The following is a 14420-nucleotide window of genomic DNA, read 5'->3' on the forward strand; positions in this document are numbered from 1 at the left end:
TGATGGGACCAGATCAAGGTAGATTTTTCAATAATTTCCGGATGGGCGTTGACATGCCCAAGCGCTCCCAATCCGAAGCGCTGAACCAAGCACCTTCCACAGGCGTGCCCCATTGCGCCTCCCAAACGATTTGCACTGGATGAAGGTGCAAATCACGGTGGGTCAAGACGTGGAGAAAACCTTCCAGATCCTCAAGCGGCGCAGGCTGTGGTGCCAAGGCGGCTTGTAATGCGGATCGCTCGGTAAACACCGGCGGGCAGTGCAAGCCCGCCCAAATGCCGGTAGAGGGGCGCCGCTGCAACAAGACACGTCCATTGCCATCCTGCAGCAGCATCAACCACCACGACTCCGCACGGCGAGACAATTTGCGAGTGCGCACAGGATAGCGCTCGGGATCACCATCGTGCCGGGCTTTGCATTGCCTGCTTAACGGGCAGACCATGCAAACAGGCTTTTTTGGCGTGCACACTGTGGCACCCAAATCCATCAAGCCTTGGGTGTACCGTGGCATTGCGCTGTACAGGTCACTGACCGGCAACAACGCTTGGGCTTGATCCCAAAGAAGACGCTCATTCTTGGCGAGTGCCAAATCTGCCGTAAAGCCAAGCACCCGCGTGAGCACGCGGCGAACGTTTGCATCCAATATGGGAACACGCTCAGAAAAACAGAAAGAAGTGATCGCGCCTGCTGTCGATCTGCCGATTCCCGGCAATTGGGCCAATCTCTCTGCGTTCTGGGGGAACTCCCCACCATGCAAATCCACGATCTGCTGAGCGCAACGGTGGAGATTGCGGGCGCGGCTGTAGTAGCCCAACCCGCTCCAGAAGGCGAGTACCTCGCCTTCCTCTGCCGCTGCCAGTGACTGCACGTCTGGAAACCGCGCCAAAAATCGCTCGTAGTAACCCAAGACAGTGACGACCTGGGTTTGCTGCAACATGATTTCAGACAGCCACACCCGATAAGGGTCGCGCGTTTGCTGCCAAGGTAGGTGGTTGCGGCCATGCACTGCCTGCCACCGAACCACATCGGTGGCGATCTCTGGGATGTCCCTCATGCCAGAGCAGTTTGCGGGGTGACCTGAGGTGGTTCAGAACGTGGAACCGCTGCGAGTTGCGCGGTCATCTCGTTCAAGCGCGACTCCATTTGCACCAACTCCTGCTCAGCCATTTCAATTTCCGCAATGCGCTCCACCAAGCCGCTTGCTGCGTGCTGAATGCGATCCACGGCCTCAATGCGGCGTGCGAAGCTCCTTTTACGCTCTCTCAATTGGGCATCCAGCTGAGCTGTCGCGGATTTGCTCCACAGTTCCAAATCATTGGCGACCGACTCAAACACCGTGCGAAGCCTCATGCCGAGCGCGCGGACCAACCGCTGTGCGAACTCAGGCTGCGCCAGTTTGAGCGCATTGCCCATGCCCAAGTACTGCAAATGCCGCTGTTCAATCTGCGCGATTTCCTGCAGGAATGGCTCCAACTGGGGCGTGGGAGGCACTTGAAGCGAGAAACCGAAGTCCGTATTGAGTTGACGAAACGTGCCTCCCAACATTGCGTGGATTTCAGTGCCTGATGATTGCGCTTTGTCTACGATGGCCTGCAGCCGATGGAAAGTCTCTGCATAAATTTTTCGCACGCCCAGCTTCAATCCCTTTTGCTGCAACGCTTCTGTAAGCAGTGTCAGCTCAGCCTTCAGTGAACGTGCTCCGAGTTCATGGAAAATATCGCGCAGCAATTTGAGATGAACCGCGCGCACCGCTTGAATCTTTGCAGTGCTCATCTCGAACTCCCTTTGCTCCTGCTCAATCCGAGTGCGCATGGAATCGATGACCGACGCATTCTTTCCGCGCAAGCTCCGCAACTCCAGCATCTGGTCATCGAGATCGCGCCGGCGGATATTGATCACGCGAGAAGTTTCCGTGCGCAGGCTCGCAATGCCAGCGCCCACGGCGGAACGGAGGATGGACTGGCGCTTGCCCATCACACCTTGTGCCAATGCCTCTTCAAATACAGGCAACCCACTGCGCTCCAGCAATAGGTCATCGCACTGGATTTTGGCGATCAACCCTTTTTGCGCTGAAACCAGCATGACGTGGTCTTGAGAAATACCCAGCATCTCGGCAGAGGTCAGCCGCTGGCGCTCGAGCTGCTCTTGCACCTGCTCTGGTGAGTTGAGTGTGTCCCACAAGGTGTCTATCTTGTTGAGCACCACCAAGCGGGCATCCGCGTTTTCTGACGGGGCAGCAAGGTGCTCTCGCCAGATCGACAGGTCGGACCGCGTGACTCCCGTGTCAGCGCCCAGGATGAAAACTATCGCGTGCGCCTGAGGAATCAGATTGATGGTGAGTTCAGGTTCGGCGCCCACCGCATTCAGTCCGGGTGTGTCCAGAATCACCAGCCCCTGTTTGAGCAACGGATGGGGAATATTGATGAGGGCATGCCGCCACATCGGAACCTCCACCAGTCCTCTGGCGTCCGGCACGGGGTTGTCCTCTGGCAAATCGTCGTGCCAGAAGCCAAGCGCTCGCGCCTCATCCAAGGTAACGCGCCGGACCTCGGCAACCTTCTCGAGCGATTGGGCCATTTGCCCCGCATCATTGACGTCCAAAGGAATTTGCACCCACCGTTCGGGCTTCAGCCGCCACTCCGCCAGACCCTGCACCTGAAGCCGGGTATCGATGGGGAGAAGGCGCAAGCTGACAGGCACACTGGGTTCGTAGCCCAATTCTGTCGGGCACATCGTCGTTCGTCCCGCGCTGGCAGGCATGATCCGGCGACCATAGTCAGCGAAGAAGATGGCGTTGATCAGTTCGGACTTGCCACGGGAAAACTCAGCAACGAAGGCCACCATGACTTTGTCGCTGCGCACCTGGCTCTCCAGTCGCTGGAGCTTTTCGCCAACGGCTGCATCCATAAGCGAGTGCGACGTCATCCAGTCGGCCAACTGCTTCAGTTGAAGTGCGAATGCCCGGCGCCATGCGCCATGCTGGTCGAACTGTTCGTTAAATGAGGGTCCCACTTTGCTCCCGAGTGTCACTGCGCCCGCAAGTGCAGGGGCCTGCGCAAAATATAGCACCCCACGAACTTCTTGAAAGCTCTCAACTGAGTGGCGGTTTCACCCCTTAACCCCTATGTCTTTTGGCAGCGAATGCAGTAGTAAGTACTGCGTTGGCCCTGTCGGATCATGCGCACCGGCGCACCACACACTCGACACGCTTCGTTGTGCCGTCCATAGACATGCGCCTCCAACTGAAAATGGCCTTCGCTACCGTCAGCTCTGGAAAAGTCACGCAACGTACTGCCACCGCGCTCCACGGCGCGCGCCAGCACCTCGCGAATGGCAGCATGCAAACGGCGGACCCGAGCCAAACCGATAGTCGACGACTTCACCGTCGGACGAATCCCCGCCAGAAAAAGCACTTCCGAAGCATAAATGTTTCCCACCCCCACCACGACCTTGCCGCTAAGCAAAACTTGTTTGACAGGAGCCCGGCTGGCACGTAGCCCGGTAAAAAGGCCGTCGACGGTGAACAGGTTGGAAAGAGGCTCCACCCCCAGCGAACCCAAAAGCTTTCTCGCCTCTCCGCTGCCTTCGTCTTCCGCCCAAACCACTGCGCCGAATCTTCGCGGATCATGCAACCTCAGAGTCCCTGAAGTCGTTTCCATTTCAAAATGATCGTGTGGGCCTGAGGCCTCAAGCCGGTGGCCCAGACGAAGGCTGCCCGACATGCCGAGGTGGATCAAAAGAATTCCATTGTCCAAGTCCAACAGCAAATATTTGCCCCTGCGCCGCACTCCCGTGATCGTGCGGCCGATCAGTCCTTCAGGCGGGCAGCCGAGTGGCCATCGCAATGGTTTGCCCAGCGCGACTGAATGGATCACAGCGCCTGAAATCCCTTTCGCGATACTCAGTCGCGTCACTTCCACTTCTGGCAACTCAGGCATGCCTGCACGCTCCACAAAGACGTTGAACCATGGATTATTATGAGTCGATGGCGCAATCACATCGACTCTGGACCGTAGCCTTGGCATGCGCCCTGGTGACGGGAACTCTTTCTGCTCAGGCGCAAAACCTGCCAGCACCGGCACCCCAGTCTGGGCTTCGAGCGTCTCAGGAGTCGTCCAGCGACGCTGCCGCTGCACTTGACGCGGAACTGTTCTATGAAATTCTGTTAGGCGAGATCAGCACCACGGGGGGCGATCCTGGCACCGGTTATTCGCTCATGCTCGAAGCGGCCCGGCGCAGTGGCGACAGCCAGCTTTATCGGCGAGCCATTGAGATTGCACTGCAGTCGCGTTCGGCAGAATATGCGTTGGCAGCAGCAAGGGCGTGGAAAAGCGCGCAGCCTCAGTCGAGGGAAGCCAACCGGTATGTATTGCAGATCCTCATTGCGCTGAATCGCATCGAGGAGACGTCCGACCTGCTCAAGCAGGAATTGGCGCAATCCCCTGCGAGTGACAAGGCCATGACGCTCCAGGCCATTCCTCAGCTTTATGGACGGGCCACCGACAAGACTGTGGCTGTCAAGGTGGTAGAGCAGGCGCTCTCAGATCAGCTCATCAATCCAGCTTCGGGCCCCACTGCGTGGATCACCATCGGTCGAATGCGTTTGGCGGCTGGTGACAAGAAGGGTGGCCTGGATGCAGCACGCCAAGCCCAGACATTGGAGGCACCCGCCGACGGAGTTGCTTTGCTGGCACTGCAGCTGCTGGAAGCCGGCGAGCCAGAGGCCGAGCCATTGGTTGCCCGCTATCTGGCCGGAGCGCCCAAGCCGGAAATCCGCATGGCATACGTTCGCACCCTTTTAGACTCGCAGCGCTATGCGGAAGCCGCCAAGCAGGCTGATCTGCTGACCCAGAGCACGCCGGACATGGCAGAAGCCTGGCTGATCAAAGCCAGCCTGCACTTACAGGCCAACCGCCTTGATGAGGCACATGCTTCCCTGCTGGAGTTCCAGAAACTCCTGGAGGCACTGCCCGCGGGCGATTCACGCCGAAGCGCGATGGCGCAAGCATTTTTGATGCAAGCCCAGATCGCAGAAAAACGAGGCAACCTTGCAGAGGCAGAGGCATGGCTCGCGCGGGTCGAAAATTCTGCCGAACTGCTGACCGTACAAAGCCGCAGGGCGTCCCTGCTGGCTCGCCAGGGCAAGTTGCCTGAAGCGATTGCGCTCATTCGCGCGGTCCCTGCGAAGACGCCCCAAGAAGAGCGAATGAAATTGCTCGCCGAGGTTCAGTTACTGCGCGATGCACAGAAATACCGGGAAGCCTACGAAACACAAGCCAAGGCTGCTGCACTGGCTCCGCAAGACAATGAACTCGTGTACGACCAAGCCATGCTGGCCGAGAAAGCGGGTCTGCTGGATGAAATGGAAAAGCTGCTGCGCGAGATCATCGCCCGGCAGCCCGACTATCACCACGCATACAACGCGCTGGGGTACTCGTTTGCGGAGCGCGACATCCGGTTGCCGGAAGCCAAGCAGCTGATTGCCAAGGCATTGCAGTACGCCCCGGGCGACCCATTCATCATGGACAGCCTTGGCTGGGTGGAGTTTCGGCTCGGCAATCGCAAAGAGGCGGCGCGCTTGCTCGGCGATGCATTCAAAGCCCAGCCCGATCCGGAAATCGCCGCCCATCTGGGCGAGGTACTCTGGTCGCTGGGGGAGCGCGACCGCGCGACGTCCGTCTGGAAAGAGGGCCTGCGCTTGAACAAAGACAACGACACCCTGCGCCAGACTTTGAAGCGCCTGGGAGCCAACCCTTGACTCGGCAAGCCGCAGCCGGTGGCCGCTGCGCTGATGCAAAAAACCAAGGACGTGCTTGGACTGCTTGGCTGGCAACAATGGTCTTTTTCCTCCTCACCGGTTGCGCGCAGCCTGCCCGACTTCCCATGGAGGATGCGGCATCCAGCGATGCGTGGAGTGGCCGGCTCTCGCTTCAAGTGGACGATCCGTCGGCACAGCCGCTGAACGCGGCATTCGAACTGCGCGGCAGCCCTCAACAAGGGGAATTGACACTCCTCAACCCCTTTGGCAATGTGCTGGCCAAACTGACCTGGTCCCCTGGATTGGCGACGCTGACCAACGGCACGGAAACGCGGAAATCCGAATCACTGGACGCATTGGTCTGGCAGTTGACTGGCAGTACGGTACCGGTTTCCGCCTTGTTCGGCTGGCTCAAGCGGGAGCCGACAGCAGTCGAGGGCTGGGAGGCAGATCTCGAAGGAATGGACCGAGGAAGGCTCGTTGCGCAACGTCGCAGTCCCCTGCCACACGCCACGTTGCGCATCGCTCTGGACCGCTGACACGCATGCGGTCTTTGCACGATGTGCCGGCACCGGCGAAACTTAATCTCTTCCTGCACATTACCGGACAGCGTGCCGACGGCTACCACTTGCTGCAATCGGTCTTCATGCTGATCGATTGGTGCGATACCTTGCATTTCGAGTTGCGCCGAGACAGCGGGATCAGTCGGGAAGATCTGTCTGAGACGCTGCCTGCACAAGACCTTTGCGTGCGCGCAGCCTCAGCCTTGCAACTTGCTACCGGATGCACGCTAGGCGCACACATCGGCATTGAAAAACAGGTGCCGGCCCAGGCGGGAATGGGCGGCGGTTCGTCCGATGCCGCCTCGACCTTGCTGGCCTTGAACAGGTTGTGGAACCTGAAGCTGACACGCGCAGAGCTAGAGCGCATCGGGCTTTCGCTAGGAGCCGATGTGCCATTTTTTTTACGCGGCCATAACGCTTGGGTTGAAGGAATTGGTGAGACAATACGCCCGCTTGAGAAAGAGCATGCACTGCCAAGAACACAATTCCTGGTGGTCAAACCGGAAGCGGGATTGGATACGAAATCGATTTTTTCGCACCCTTCTTTAAAACGCGATTCCGGCTGTGCTACAATCTTAGGCTTTGCTGCAGCACACTACCAGTTTGGAAGTAACGATCTGCAGCCGGTTGCTCAGGCACTGTGTCCCGAAATCGATCAAGCCCTTCAGTGGCTGAAATCAAAGGGGTTGCAAGGCAGGATGACTGGCTCGGGAAGTGCAGTGTTTGCGCAAATGCTACAGGCAGTGAACTTGCAAGACGCGCCCGGCGCGTGGCAAGTAAAAGCCTGTGAAAATCTGATGATTCATCCTCTGGCAGGATGGGCTTCGGATAAAGATTTCGGTTGATTACTTTCAGTGATCGACCTGTGTAGGGGAGTCGCCAAGCTGGTTAAGGCACCGGATTTTGATTCCGGCATGCGAAGGTTCGAATCCTTCTTCCCCTGCCAAATACCTTTCGCACACGGGCTTTTTTTTAAGACTGCTGGGTCGCTCATGCAAGCCAATCACCCCGACTTCATGGTTTTCACCGGCAACGCCAATCCAGGAATGGCGGCGGACATTGCCCGGCACCTCGGCACCACGCTGGGTGCAGTGGACGTGGGCCGTTTCTCCGACGGCGAAGTCACTGTCGAAATCAAACAGAACGTCCGTGCCCGCGATGTGTTCGTCGTGCAGTCCACCTGCGCACCGACCAACGAAAACCTCATGGAATTGCTGATCATGGTCGATGCGCTCAAGCGCGCTTCGGCCGAGCGCATCAGCGCGGTCATTCCCTACTTCGGCTACGCCCGCCAGGACCGACGCCCCCGCTCCAGCCGTGTGCCGATCTCCGCCAAGGTGGTGGCCAACATGCTGCAGGCCGTGGGCGTGGCCCGCGTGCTGACGATGGATCTGCATGCAGACCAGATCCAGGGGTTCTTCGACATCCCGGTGGACAACATCTACGCATCCCCTGTGCTGCTGGGTGACCTGCGCCAAAAACAATACGACGACCTGATCGTCGTGTCGCCCGATGTGGGCGGCGTGGTGCGTGCGCGGGCCCTTGCCAAGCAATTGAACTGCGATCTGGCCATCATCGACAAGCGCCGCCCGAAGGCCAACGTGTCGGAAGTGATGCACGTGATCGGCGAGATTGATGGCCGCAACTGCGTGATCATGGACGACATGATCGACACGGCAGGCACGCTCGTGAAAGCGGCCGAAGTGCTCAAGGAGCGTGGCGCCAAGAAGGTGTACGCCTATTGCACACACCCCATTTTCTCGGGCCCGGCCATCGAGCGCATTGCCAAGGGCTCCGCACTCGACGAAGTGGTCGTGACCAATACCATCCCATTGAGCGAAGCCGCCAAGGGATGCACCAAGATTCGCCAGCTCTCCGTGGCACCGCTGATCGCAGAGACGATCCAGCGCATTGCCAAGGGAGAGTCGGTGATGAGTCTGTTCTCGGACCAGGACAATCTCTTCTGATGACCTTCCGCCCTCGGGGCGGAATGCATGGCAAACCTCCTTCGGGAGGTTTGTTCGTTCGGGAACGCAAGCAGATCCGCGGCCAGGTGGCACGGGTCTTTTTCAACAGGGTCTGAGCTGGTCGCGGCCGGCCCTCACAGGAGCTAACTATGAACTTCGTCGCTTTTGAGCGCGCCAAGCAAGGTACGGGTGCGAGCCGCCGTCTGCGCAACACGGGCAAGACGCCCGGCATCGTCTACGGCGGTGCAGCCGAGCCCCAACTGATCGAGATCGATCACAACGCCCTGTGGCACGCCCTCAAGAAGGAAGCGTTCCACTCCAGCGTTCTGGACATGGAAGTGGCTGGCGCCACCAGCAAGGTTCTGCTGCGTGACGTGCAATACCACCCCTACAAGCAGCTCGTGCTGCATATCGACTTCCAGCGCGTGGATGCCAAGACCAAGCTGCACATGAAGGTGCCACTGCACTACAGCGGCGCTGAAGAGTCCGACGCCGTGAAGGTGGACAAGTGCCTGGTCAACCCCGTCCTGAACGAACTCGACGTGTCGTGCATGCCTTCGGACCTGCCCGAATTCATCGCCGTGGACCTGAGCAAGCTGAAGAAGGGTTCATCGCTGAACCTGAAGGACATCAAGCTGCCCCGCGGCGTGAGCCCCGTGATCCGTGGCGGCCAGAACAACCCCGTTCTGGTGTCCGTGACCAACCCCGTGATCGAAGTGGAAGCACCGGCCGCCGATGCAGCACCTGCTCCGGACGCCAAGGCTGGCAAGGGCAAGAAGAAGTAATCACACCTGCACCCGTCGTCATCCCGGCGACAGGCGGAGGGCAACCTCCTGGCGGGCCGCTTCGGCGGTTCCGCTCCCAACGGCCCACCCTGCGTGGGCCGTTTTTCTTTGTCGCCATACGGATAATCGCGGACACCATGATCAAACTGTTTGTGGGCCTGGGCAACCCAGGGCCCGACTACGACGCCACACGCCACAACGCCGGATTCTGGTGGATCGATGCGCTGGCCCGCGAACTGAAGACGACGCTGGTGCCCGACCGCAACTACTACGGCCTTGTCGCCCGCACGAGCGTGCACGGGCAAAGCGTCTGGCTGCTGGAGCCCCAGACGTTCATGAATCTCTCGGGCAAGTCGGTGGCGGCGCTGGCGAGGTTCTTCAAGATCCAGCCCGACGAAATCCTGGTGGCACACGATGAACTCGATGTCGTTCCGGGCCAGGTGAAGCTCAAGCGCGGCGGCAGCCATGCCGGCCACAACGGGCTGCGCGACATCCATGCGCAATTGGGATCGGCGGACTACTGGCGTTTGCGCATCGGGATCGGGCATCCCGGCATCAAGGCGGAAGTGGCGAACTGGGTGCTCAAGAAGCCGTCGCCCGACCATCGCGCGTTGATCGAAGACAGCATCGTCCATTCGTTGAAGGCCCATCCGGCGATGCTGGCGGGTGACATGGAAAAAGCCACGCTGCTGGTGCACACGACGAAGCCACCGCGCCCCAAGCCACCGCGGCCCGAAGGCGTTTAGCTCCTATTTTTATAGCTTCCCGCGCAATGCGATCATGCGCAGGCGGACTAAAACACCTGAATCAAGAGGGTGAGCCGTGCGCGGCCGCCGCTTGCAGGCGCTCGTATTTCTGGAAGAGGGTTTCGCGGCTTTCCACATGCTGCGGGCTGACGGGAATGCAGGCCACGGGACAGATCTGCACGCACTGCGGTTCATCGAAATGGCCCACGCATTCGGTGCACTTGGCCGGGTCGATTTCATAGATGGCCTCGCCCAGGTAGATGGCCTGGTTGGGACACTCGGGCTCGCACACGTCGCAGTTGATGCATTCGTCGGTGATCATCAATGCCATGGCGATCTCCTGGTGCGGGCCGGGATGGCGCGGAAGGCCGGAAAGGCACGGAGGGCGGACGTCATGCCGGGATTATCCCCGCGCAGGCATGCCCCTGGCGCAGGCGGGGCGGCGCTGCAGGCCAAGAAGGCAAGGTTCAAGCACCGCCCTTCGTCCCCGTAGCACCTCTCCAAGAGCCCTTTTCGCGATCAGGCCACGTCGGTGCCAGTGAACCGAGGGCCCTTACCGGCACAGGCCACCGCGCGGTGTTTGCCGCTATGCTGCACCCTACCGCCCTGCCCCTTGCGGCAGCCCGGACGCCTTGCGGCGCCCTTCCGATCCATCCCATGGGACCCTTCCTCCTCAAACGGCTGCTCACGCTCATCGCCACGCTGGCCGGGGCGTCGGTGGTCGTGTTCGTGGTGCTGGAGATCCTGCCCGGCAATGCCGCGCAGATGCTGATGGGGCCGGATGCCTCGCCCGAGGCCGTGGCCGCCCTGGCGACGAAGCTGGGGCTGGACCAGCCCGCGCTGCAGCGCTACGGCCACTGGGTGGGCGGGCTGCTCACCGGCCAACTGGGCGACAGCTACGCTTACGGCACCCCGGTGCGGGACCTGGTACTGGAGCGGCTGGCGCTCACCGTGCCACTGGCGCTGATGGCGATGGCGATCACCACCGTGCTGGCGCTGCTGGCGGGCGTGTATGCGGCATCGCGCCACAACCGCTGGGGCGACGTGGGGGTGATGGGGCTGGCGCAGATCGGCATCGCCATTCCGAATTTCTGGTTCGCCATCCTGCTGATCCTGCTGTTTTCGGTGAAGCTGCAGTGGTTCTCCGCGGGCGGATTTCCGGGCTGGACCGAGGACAGCGGGGGCAGTCCGCTCGAGGCGCTGAAGGCGCTGCTGCTGCCGGCGATCTCGCTGGCCGTGGTGCAGGCGGCGATCCTGGCGCGCATTACCCGCTCTTCGGTGCTGGAGGTGCTGCGCGAGGACTTCGTGCGCACGGCCCGCGCCAAGGGCCTGTCGCGCCGCGCGGCGCTCTGGGGCCACGTGCTTCGCAACGCGATGATTCCGGTGGTGACGGTGATGGGCCTGCAGTTCGCCAACCTGCTGGCCGGCACCATCGTGGTGGAGAACGTGTTCTACCTGCCGGGCCTGGGGCGGCTGATCTTCCAGTCCATCGCCAACCGCGACCTGATCGTGGTGCGCAACTGCGTGATGCTGCTGGCGGCCATGGTGATCGTGGTGAACTTCGTGGTGGACCTGCTGTATGCCGCCATCGACCCGCGCGTGAAAGCGAGCGACCTGTGATGCCCCCGTCCCCCGCCACGCCCTCCCAGCCCGTCCCGGCAGTGGGGGCCGCGCAGTCCGGCCTGCGCCGCGCGCTGCGCCACCGCAGCTTCGCCATCGGCGCGGTGCTGTCGCTGCTGCTGGTGCTGGCGGCGCTGGTGTCCTTCGTGTGGACGCCCGGCTCGCCCTATGACATGGACATGGAGGCCAAGCTGCTGCCCCCCTCGGCCGCGCATTGGCTGGGCACCGATGCGTTCGGGCGCGACGTGGCCTCGCTGCTGCTGGTGGGCGCGCGCAATTCCATCCTGGTGGGGGTGATCGCGGTGGGCATCGGCCTGTCCATCGGCACGGCGCTCGGGCTGCTGGCGGCGGCGCGGCGCGGCTGGGTGGAGGAACTCATCATGCGGATGGCGGACTTCACCTTCGCGTTCCCGGCGATTCTCTCGGCCATCATGCTCACCGCCGTGTTCGGGGCGGGCGTGGTCAATTCGATCATCGCCATCGGCATCTTCAACATTCCGACCTTCGCCCGGGTCACGCGCGCCTCGGCCAATGCCGTGTGGTCGCGCGAATTCATCCTGGCGGCGCGCGCCTGCGGCAAGGGCCCGTGGCGCATCACGCGCGAGCACGTGCTGCCCAACATCGCGGCGGTGCTGATCGTGCAGGCCACGATCCAGTTCGCGCTAGCCATCCTGGCGGAAGCCGCGCTGTCGTACCTGGGCCTGGGCACGCAGCCGCCGCAGCCGTCCTGGGGCCGCATGCTGAGCGAGGCGCAGACGCTGATGTTCCAGGCGCCGCTGCTGGCCGTGTGGCCCGGCGTGGCGATCGCGCTGGCGGTGCTGGGGCTGAACCTGCTGGGCGACGGCCTGCGCGATTTGCTGGACCCGCGCCTGTCGCGCCAGCGCTGACGCCATGGATCCCCACGCCCCGCCCGCCATGCCGCTGCTCGAAGTCTCCGACCTGCACGTGCGGCTGTACACGCACCGCGGCCCGGCCGACGCCGTGCGGGGCGTGGGCTTCACGCTCGAACGCGGCGAAACGCTGGGCCTGATCGGCGAGTCGGGCTGCGGCAAGTCGCTCACCGCCATGGCGCTGATGGGCCTGCTGCCCGACCGCGCCACCACGCGCGGCAGCATCCGATTCGACGGCACCGAGCTGCTGGGCCAGGGCGAGGCGGCGCTGTGCCGCATCCGCGGGCGCCGGATCGGCATGGTCTTCCAGGAGCCCATGACGGCGCTCAACCCGGTGCACACCATCGGCCGGCAGGTGGCCGAGCCGCTTCGGCGGCACCTGGGCCTGCCGGCTGCCGCCGCGCGCGCGCAGGCCGTGGCGCTGCTGGACCGCGTGGGCATTCCGCAAGCAGCGCAGCGCTTCGATGCGTTCCCGCACCAGTTCTCGGGCGGGCAGCGCCAGCGCATCACCATCGCGATGGCGCTGGCCTGCGGGCCGGACCTGCTGATCGCCGACGAGCCCACCACCGCGCTGGACGTGACGGTGCAGCAGCAGATCCTGGGGCTGATCGGCGAACTGGTGGCCGAGCGCGGCATGGCGCTGATCCTGATCTCGCACGACCTGGGCGTGATCGCGCAGAACGTGGACCGCATGCTGGTGATGTACGGCGGCACGGTGGTCGAGCGCGGCCCCACGGCGGCGGTGTTCTCGGCCATGGCCCACCCCTACACGCGGGGGCTGTTCGCGGCCCGCCCGCGGCTCGATGGGGCCGCGTCGGGAAGGGACGCCCAAGGCGCGCGCGTGCGCCTGCCCACCATCGCCGGCACCGTGCCGGAACTGGTGGACCTGCCGCCGGGCTGCCCCTTCGCCGGCCGCTGCGGCTTCACGGTGACGGCGTGCTACCCGGCCCTGCCGCCCGCCGTGCCGCTGGGCGACGACCATTCGGCCCACTGCATTCGCCTGGATGCGGTGGCGGCGGCGGCGCAGGAGGGCCGGGCATGACGCTGGAATTCACTATCAAAAACATAGCAACCAAGGCAATCAGTACTAGGGCGCAGGACCGATTCGACTCCAAAGAGCCCCCGTTGCTGCAGGCCACCGGCCTGGTGCGCGAATACGCCCTGCCGCGCGAGCGCCTGTGGTCGCCGCCGCCCACGGTGCGGGCGCTGGACGGGGTGAGCCTGTCCATCGCCCCCGGCCGCAGCCTGGGCGTGGTGGGCGAATCCGGCTCGGGCAAATCGACGCTGGCGCGGCTGGTGATGGCGCTCGATGCCCCCACCGCCGGCAGCGTGCACCTGCTCGGCCGCGACCTGCACGCGCTGCCCGCGGCCGAGCTGCGGGCAGCGCGGCGCGACTTCCAGATGGTGTTCCAGGACCCCTACGGCTCGCTCGATCCGCGCCAGACGGTGGCGCGCATCGTGGCCGAGCCGCTGCAGGCGCTGCCCGCCACGCCGGGCCCGTCTGGCACGGCGAAGGTGCCGCGCGCCGAGCAGCGCGAGCGGGCGGGCGAGGCGCTGGCCCAGGTGGGCCTGCGCACGAGCGACCTGGACAAGTACCCGCACGAGTTCTCGGGCGGCCAGCGCCAGCGCATCGCCATCGCGCGCGCGATCGTCACGCGGCCGCGGCTGGTGGTGGCCGACGAGCCGGTGAGCGCGCTCGACGTCTCGGTGCAGGCGCAGGTGCTGAACCTGCTGCAGGACCTGCAGGAGCGCTTCGGCATCACCTACCTGCTCATCAGCCACGACCTGGCCGTGGTCCACCACCTGTGCGACGAGGTGGTGGTGCTCTACCAGGGCCGCATCGTGGAGCGCGGCACGCCCCAGGCGCTGTTCACCCAGGCCGAGCACCCCTACACCCGCGCGCTGGTGGCCGCCGTGCCATCGATCGAGCCAGGGCGGGCGCGTGCGCTGGCGGCGCGGCGCCCCCCGGCCGGGCCCGGGGTGTAGTAAAAAGCCTGTTGGCCGCCGAGGGCGCGCGCCGCTGGCCGATCCACCCCGCCGATCCGATGCCGCCGCCCGCCCCTCGCCTTCCGTCCTGCCCCTGGTCTGTTC

General features: G+C 63.1%; 14 protein-coding genes and 1 tRNA gene. 11 read left to right on the plus strand and 4 right to left on the minus strand.

Features of this window, described 5'->3' with window-relative positions; all coding sequences use genetic code 11:
• Positions 1 to 13: 13 nt before the first annotated feature.
• The 3 genes from mutY to mutM all read right to left on the minus strand — a co-directional run bounded on the left by mutY (position 14) and on the right by mutM (position 3938).
• A complete protein-coding gene (gene mutY, locus M5C98_RS18125) occupies positions 14 to 1054 on the minus strand; it encodes an A/G-specific adenine glycosylase (protein ID WP_272548846.1) in 1041 nt (346 codons plus the stop codon).
• Complete coding sequence (locus M5C98_RS18130) at positions 1051 to 3012, minus strand: dynamin family protein (RefSeq protein WP_272548847.1); 1962 nt, start codon at positions 3010 to 3012, stop codon at positions 1051 to 1053. Before M5C98_RS18130 ends, mutY begins: the two co-directional genes overlap by 4 nt.
• Positions 3013 to 3122: 110 nt before the next feature.
• Positions 3123 to 3938: a bifunctional DNA-formamidopyrimidine glycosylase/DNA-(apurinic or apyrimidinic site) lyase gene (gene mutM / locus M5C98_RS18135; protein WP_272548848.1), complete on the minus strand. Its 816-nt coding sequence runs from the start codon at positions 3936 to 3938 to the stop codon at positions 3123 to 3125.
• Between the two features lie 29 nt (positions 3939 to 3967).
• On the opposite strand from mutM, the gene M5C98_RS18140 reads away from it, so the two are divergent.
• From M5C98_RS18140 to pth, 7 genes are all read left to right on the plus strand, one after another.
• Complete coding sequence (locus M5C98_RS18140; protein WP_272548849.1) at positions 3968 to 5758, plus strand: tetratricopeptide repeat protein; 1791 nt, start codon at positions 3968 to 3970, stop codon at positions 5756 to 5758.
• A complete protein-coding gene (locus tag M5C98_RS18145) occupies positions 5755 to 6297 on the plus strand; it encodes a lipoprotein insertase outer membrane protein LolB (protein WP_272548850.1) in 543 nt (180 codons plus the stop codon). The genes M5C98_RS18140 and M5C98_RS18145 overlap by 4 nt, the downstream gene beginning before the upstream one ends.
• Positions 6298 to 6302: 5 nt before the next feature.
• Positions 6303 to 7166, plus strand: a complete 864-nt coding sequence (gene ispE, locus M5C98_RS18150) for a 4-(cytidine 5'-diphospho)-2-C-methyl-D-erythritol kinase (protein WP_272548851.1) — start codon at positions 6303 to 6305, stop codon at positions 7164 to 7166.
• A gap of 24 nt (positions 7167 to 7190) precedes the next feature.
• Positions 7191 to 7267, plus strand: a tRNA-Gln gene (locus M5C98_RS18155).
• Positions 7268 to 7313: 46 nt separating this feature from the next.
• The gene (locus M5C98_RS18160) at positions 7314 to 8288 is read left to right on the plus strand and encodes a ribose-phosphate pyrophosphokinase (protein ID WP_272548852.1); all 975 of its coding nucleotides are present in this window, start codon (positions 7314 to 7316) and stop codon (positions 8286 to 8288) included.
• A 149-nt stretch (positions 8289 to 8437) separates the two neighbouring features.
• Positions 8438 to 9073 carry a 50S ribosomal protein L25/general stress protein Ctc gene (locus M5C98_RS18165; protein ID WP_272548853.1) on the plus strand — a complete coding sequence of 212 codons (636 nt, stop codon included), beginning with the start codon at positions 8438 to 8440 and terminating at the stop codon, positions 9071 to 9073.
• A 137-nt stretch (positions 9074 to 9210) separates the two neighbouring features.
• A complete protein-coding gene (gene pth, locus M5C98_RS18170) occupies positions 9211 to 9819 on the plus strand; it encodes an aminoacyl-tRNA hydrolase (protein WP_272548854.1) in 609 nt (202 codons plus the stop codon).
• A gap of 61 nt (positions 9820 to 9880) precedes the next feature.
• Here the strand turns inward: pth and M5C98_RS18175 are convergent, their stop codons facing one another.
• On the minus strand, positions 9881 to 10150 hold the full coding sequence (locus tag M5C98_RS18175) for a YfhL family 4Fe-4S dicluster ferredoxin (protein ID WP_272548855.1): 270 nt from the start codon (positions 10148 to 10150) through the stop codon (positions 9881 to 9883).
• Between the two features lie 326 nt (positions 10151 to 10476).
• On the opposite strand from M5C98_RS18175, the gene M5C98_RS18180 reads away from it, so the two are divergent.
• Genes M5C98_RS18180 through M5C98_RS18195 form a run of 4 tightly spaced genes read left to right on the plus strand, consistent with a single transcriptional unit; the run spans position 10477 to position 14315 of the window.
• Positions 10477 to 11439, plus strand: a complete 963-nt coding sequence (locus M5C98_RS18180) for an ABC transporter permease (RefSeq protein WP_272548856.1) — start codon at positions 10477 to 10479, stop codon at positions 11437 to 11439.
• A complete protein-coding gene (locus M5C98_RS18185) occupies positions 11439 to 12326 on the plus strand; it encodes an ABC transporter permease (protein WP_272548857.1) in 888 nt (295 codons plus the stop codon). The genes M5C98_RS18180 and M5C98_RS18185 overlap by 1 nt, the downstream gene beginning before the upstream one ends.
• Positions 12327 to 12354: 28 nt before the next feature.
• Complete coding sequence (locus tag M5C98_RS18190) at positions 12355 to 13371, plus strand: ABC transporter ATP-binding protein (protein ID WP_272553331.1); 1017 nt, start codon at positions 12355 to 12357, stop codon at positions 13369 to 13371.
• A complete protein-coding gene (locus tag M5C98_RS18195; RefSeq protein WP_272548858.1) occupies positions 13368 to 14315 on the plus strand; it encodes an ATP-binding cassette domain-containing protein in 948 nt (315 codons plus the stop codon). The genes M5C98_RS18190 and M5C98_RS18195 overlap by 4 nt, the downstream gene beginning before the upstream one ends.
• Positions 14316 to 14420 lie beyond the last annotated feature (105 nt).

The sequence above is a fragment of the Acidovorax sp. NCPPB 3576 genome (assembly GCF_028473605.1).
In the GTDB taxonomy this organism is placed as follows: domain Bacteria; phylum Pseudomonadota; class Gammaproteobacteria; order Burkholderiales; family Burkholderiaceae_C; genus Paracidovorax.

Coding starts and splice junctions, on each gene's coding strand:
- M5C98_RS18180 (WP_272548856.1), top strand. CDS start 10,477: ATGGGACCCTTCCTCCTCAAACGGCTGCTCACGCTCATCGCCACGCTG.
- M5C98_RS18140 (WP_272548849.1), top strand. CDS start 3,968: ATGGATTATTATGAGTCGATGGCGCAATCACATCGACTCTGGACCGTA.
- mutM (WP_272548848.1), bottom strand. CDS start 3,938: ATGCCTGAGTTGCCAGAAGTGGAAGTGACGCGACTGAGTATCGCGAAA.
- M5C98_RS18185 (WP_272548857.1), top strand. CDS start 11,439: ATGCCCCCGTCCCCCGCCACGCCCTCCCAGCCCGTCCCGGCAGTGGGG.
- mutY (WP_272548846.1), bottom strand. CDS start 1,054: ATGAGGGACATCCCAGAGATCGCCACCGATGTGGTTCGGTGGCAGGCA.
- M5C98_RS18165 (WP_272548853.1), top strand. CDS start 8,438: ATGAACTTCGTCGCTTTTGAGCGCGCCAAGCAAGGTACGGGTGCGAGC.
- ispE (WP_272548851.1), top strand. CDS start 6,303: ATGCGGTCTTTGCACGATGTGCCGGCACCGGCGAAACTTAATCTCTTC.
- M5C98_RS18160 (WP_272548852.1), top strand. CDS start 7,314: ATGCAAGCCAATCACCCCGACTTCATGGTTTTCACCGGCAACGCCAAT.
- M5C98_RS18195 (WP_272548858.1), top strand. CDS start 13,368: ATGACGCTGGAATTCACTATCAAAAACATAGCAACCAAGGCAATCAGT.
- M5C98_RS18190 (WP_272553331.1), top strand. CDS start 12,355: ATGCCGCTGCTCGAAGTCTCCGACCTGCACGTGCGGCTGTACACGCAC.
- M5C98_RS18175 (WP_272548855.1), bottom strand. CDS start 10,150: ATGGCATTGATGATCACCGACGAATGCATCAACTGCGACGTGTGCGAG.
- pth (WP_272548854.1), top strand. CDS start 9,211: ATGATCAAACTGTTTGTGGGCCTGGGCAACCCAGGGCCCGACTACGAC.